General features: G+C 68.5%; 6 protein-coding genes and 1 pseudogene. 3 read left to right on the plus strand and 4 right to left on the minus strand.

What is annotated here, in order from left to right; all coding sequences use genetic code 11:
• The 4 genes and pseudogenes from JO059_RS08385 to mftR form a co-directional block, all read right to left on the minus strand.
• Nucleotides 1-414, minus strand: a pseudogene (locus tag JO059_RS08385) (glyoxalase); the annotation flags it as partial.
• The gene (locus JO059_RS08390) at nt 411-932 is read right to left on the minus strand and encodes an RNA polymerase sigma factor (RefSeq protein WP_293315632.1); all 522 of its coding nucleotides are present in this window, start codon (nt 930-932) and stop codon (nt 411-413) included. The gene JO059_RS08390 and the pseudogene JO059_RS08385, both read right to left, overlap by 4 nt.
• Before the next feature lie 4 nt (nt 933-936).
• A complete protein-coding gene (locus tag JO059_RS08395) occupies nt 937-2016 on the minus strand; it encodes a DUF2332 family protein (RefSeq protein ID WP_293315637.1) in 1080 nt (359 codons plus the stop codon).
• Nucleotides 2017-2042: 26 nt separating this feature from the next.
• The gene (gene mftR, locus JO059_RS08400; RefSeq protein WP_293315633.1) at nt 2043-2648 is read right to left on the minus strand and encodes a mycofactocin system transcriptional regulator; all 606 of its coding nucleotides are present in this window, start codon (nt 2646-2648) and stop codon (nt 2043-2045) included.
• Between the two features lie 87 nt (nt 2649-2735).
• Here mftR and mftA point away from each other — a divergent pair, with 87 nt between their 5' ends.
• From mftA to mftC, 3 genes are all read left to right on the plus strand, one after another.
• Nucleotides 2736-2825, plus strand: a complete 90-nt coding sequence (mftA, locus tag JO059_RS08405; RefSeq protein ID WP_293315634.1) for a mycofactocin precursor MftA — start codon at nt 2736-2738, stop codon at nt 2823-2825.
• Nucleotides 2810-3100: a mycofactocin biosynthesis chaperone MftB gene (mftB, locus tag JO059_RS08410; RefSeq protein WP_293315635.1), complete on the plus strand. Its 291-nt coding sequence runs from the start codon at nt 2810-2812 to the stop codon at nt 3098-3100. Before mftA ends, mftB begins: the two co-directional genes overlap by 16 nt.
• A partial coding sequence (mftC, locus tag JO059_RS08415) for a mycofactocin radical SAM maturase (RefSeq protein WP_293315636.1) occupies nt 3097-3898 on the plus strand: 802 nt, incomplete at its 3' end. The genes mftB and mftC, both read left to right, overlap by 4 nt.

The following is a 3898-nucleotide window of genomic DNA, read 5'->3' on the forward strand; positions in this document are numbered from 1 at the left end:
CGAGACCCCACCGGGCGAGGGAGCCCTCAGGCCCAGCTCCGGATGCTCGTCGGCCAGATACAGCGCCCCGCCCCCGATGGCGATCTCGGCGTGCCCGATCCGGCCGTCGCCCACCACGATCGGCTCGCCGACCACCGAGGCGTCGAAGGCCTCGGCGTACCAGGCGAGCGCCGCGCGGGCGTCGGCCACGGTGAGGTAGGGCAGGGCCGCCGGGCGCGGGGCACCCTCGGCAGCGGCCGGCTCGTTGAGTTCGGAAATGGCAGTGGCGGTGCCGCTCACGACAACTCCTTCCGGGAGGGACAATGCGGATTGCAATCGCCGGCGCAGCCGCGCTGCGAAGTCTGAATCGGGTTGCAGGGGAAGTTCTTCGGTGTGCAGCACGCTGAGCGGATCCGAGTGGTCTCGTTGACTCATGACGTGCCTTCTTCCGGATACTGCTGTCTGAACGCCCGGCGGGCGCGCATCAAAAGAGCCTCGGTGGCGTGCAGAGAGCGCCCGATGAGCTCGGCGCATTCGCCGACGGAACAGTCGTCCATATAGCGCAGGATCAGCACCGCTCGGTGCGGTTCGGCCAGCCGGGCCAGCGTGGCCTCGGCGACCAGGCGATCCAGCTCGGCGTCCCAGTCGTCGTCGACGGCAACCGACTCCGGCGGTTCGGCGACCGGGACGGTCTGCCGATGATGGCCGCGCCGGTAATGGTCGGCCAGCTTGTGGCGCGCGACGCCGAGCAGCCACGGTACCGTGATCGGCGGCGGGTCGCTCCTGCGTGCGGCGTCCATCGCCGCAAGAAACGTCTCCGAGGTCAGATCCTCCGCCGTGCCGCGATCGCCGCAGCGCCGGACGAAGTACCCGTACACCACGGGCAACGCCTCGCCGTAGAGCGCGAGCAGCGCGCGTCGAGCGTCGGGTTGGTGGTCCGCTTCGGCGCTCACATCCTTATCGTCGCCGCGGCGGGGCGAATTCCGACGGCCCGTCGCGAAAAATCTGCTGCCAGTTCACCGGCGGCCCATGGGGGTGGCATTCGCCGAGGACGGCGAGCTCGCCACCCGGCCAGCTGCGGACCCGAACGAGAAACCTGATCGGCGTGCCGGGGCCGGCACGCGCCGGTTCCAGCGTGGGATGTGCGAACGGCGATCGGCTGTCTGCGCGCGCGCCCACGGCGTCGATCCCGTCGCGGACCGCGGCTCGTTCGTCTTCGGACAAATACTGCCAAGTGATCGAGTGCCACAGCACCGTCAACGCGCCCTCGGCGCGAGTCAGGGCGCTCACCGCCTCGGCGGCGGATTTGCGGTGCAGCCCCGCCGGAACCTGCCGGGCGACGGCGATGGCGCCGCGCAGCCGCGCGAGCCGATCATGCTGGTCGGGCCAGACGTAGCTCAGCACCGTCAGCTCCCCGTCGGTGTCGGTCACATCGATCGGCGCGATGTCGTACCCGTTTCGCTCCACGATCGTCACGGCACCATCGGGCGGCAGTGCACCACGCCAGGCGTCATCGATCATCACCGGCGAGTCGGCCGGTCCCCACTCGCGGCCCCCGTACCGGTAGCGGTAGTGGTCGCCACGCAGGTTCAGTCCCGCACTCGACCCGATCTCGAAAAGCCTTATCGGCAAGTCAGATCCGTCATTGATACGCAACAAGGCACCGATCAGCGCGGCCGATCGGCCCACCTCGTTGGTCTGCGGTGGCTGATTCAATGCCGCGCGCAGCGTGCCGCTGTGGTCAGACGCGGTGCGCAGGATTGCCGGCCACGCTTCGGCGGCCGTGTCGGCGTCCCAGACGCCGCCCGCGCTCGGATACCAGCTCCGCAACTCGGCTGCGCGGCCGTCGAGCACCATCCGGTGCAGCCCCCCTAGCAGGCGGAGGGGCACAGCGTGGCGCGAGGGGGCGTCCTCGTGGCCGGACAGAATGTCGGCGAAGACGCCGCCGCCCTCCACGTCGGCGGCCACCAACTCGAACAGCTCGCCGTACATGGGGGAACCGGACGCGGCGCAGAAACGCCCCTGGGATCGGAGCATGTGCAGCAGGTGCTCGGTGCCGGTGCTCACCGTTGCCGCCGTTCCAACCGTTCGAGCCCGGCGCCGACAACGTCGAACGCGTCGCCGAGCGCCGCGGGCAACGAGACGGATTCGTCGCCCAGCCAGTGCTCGTAGGCGCTCAGCGCCACGCCCAGCATCGTCCAGGCGACGGTCTGGGGGAGAGGGTCGGCCGCCTTGACGCCCAACCGGTGGGCGACGAAGCCCGCCATCACCTCGCGCCAGCCGGCATACATTGTCATCGAATAGGCCTGTAGTTCAGATGTTTCCAGGATGACCCGCATGCGTTGACGATGCCGCGCGGTCTCGCACTCGTCAAAGGTGTTGAACGCCAACAGCGCCTCCCGCAGCGCTTCTGCCAGCGGTACCTGCGGGTCGACCTCGTCGAGCAGCTCTTGCAGGTGGGCGAGGTGCGCGTCGAAATCCCCCCACAGGATCGCGTTCTTGGAGGCGTAGTAACGAAAGAGTGTCCGCCGGGCAATGCCGGCCGCGCGCGCGACGTCGTCGACGCTCACGTCCGCGAAGCCCCGAGCGGCGAACAACTCGAGGGCCACGTCGGTGATGTGTCCCGGGGTCGTCGAGCGGCGCCGCCCCACCCGCGACTGCGGCACCATCAGACTCGCCCTTCCATTGCGGCACTCGATGCCATATTGTGGCCAGAACGATCCACACTTGTCGAGTCCTGACTGAAGGGAATTCACATGGACACCGAACCCCAGACCGAGGCCGAGCTCGTCACCGAAACACTGGTCGAAGAGGTGTCCATCGACGGGATGTGCGGCGTCTACTGAGCGTGTTCGATCCCGACCGCGGCTGGCGGCTGCACCCGCAGGTGTCGGTTCGACCGGAGCCGTTCGGCGCGCTGCTCTATCACTTCGGCACCCGCAAGCTGTCCTTCCTGAAGAACCGCACCATCCTCACGGTCCTGCGGTCGCTGCCCGAACATCCCGATGTCCGATCGGCATGTCGGGCCGCCGGTGTGGCCGACTGCGGGCAGGGACCCTATCTGCACGCGCTAGGTGTGCTGGCCGACTCCGACATGCTCGTGCCCGAGGAGGCTTCGTGACCACCGCTGTTCCGCGGCTCATCGAACAGTTCGAACGCGGTTTGGCCGCGCCCATCTGCCTGACGTGGGAACTGACGTACGCGTGCAATCTGGCTTGCGTCCACTGCCTTTCGTCGTCCGGCAAACGCGATCCGCGCGAATTGTCCACCCGTCAATGCATGGACATCATCGACGAGCTGCAACGCATGCAGGTGTTCTACGTCAACATCGGCGGCGGAGAACCGACCGTGCGCCCGGATTTTTGGGAGCTCGTCGACTACGCCACCGCCCATCACGTCGGTGTGAAGTTTTCGACCAACGGGGTCCGCATCACTCCGCAAGTCGCCGAGCGGTTGGCGGCCAGCGACTACGTCGACGTTCAGATCTCGCTCGACGGGGCCACCGCGGAGGTCAACGACGCCGTACGAGGCGCCGGTTCGTTCGCCATGGCGGTGCGGGCGCTGGAGAACCTGGCCGCGGCCGGGTTCACCCACAATGGGGGGCCCAAGATCTCCGTCGTCGTCACCCGCCACAACGTCGGCCAGCTCGACGACTTCGCGGCACTGGCACGCCGGTACGGTGCCACGCTGCGGATCACCCGGCTTCGTCCCTCTGGACGGGGTGCGGACGTCTGGGACGAATTGCACCCGACTCCCGCCCAGCAGGTTGCGCTCTACGACTGGCTGGTCGCCAAGGGGGAGCGGGTGCTCACCGGGGACTCCTTCTTCCACCTGTCGCCGCTCGGCCGGCCCGGCGCCCTCGCGGGCCTCAACATGTGCGGTGCCGGCCGGGTGGTGTGCCTGATCGACCCGGTCGGCG

It is taken from the genome of Mycobacterium sp. (genome assembly GCF_019247615.1).
Classification (GTDB): Bacteria; Actinomycetota; Actinomycetes; order Mycobacteriales; family Mycobacteriaceae; genus Mycobacterium.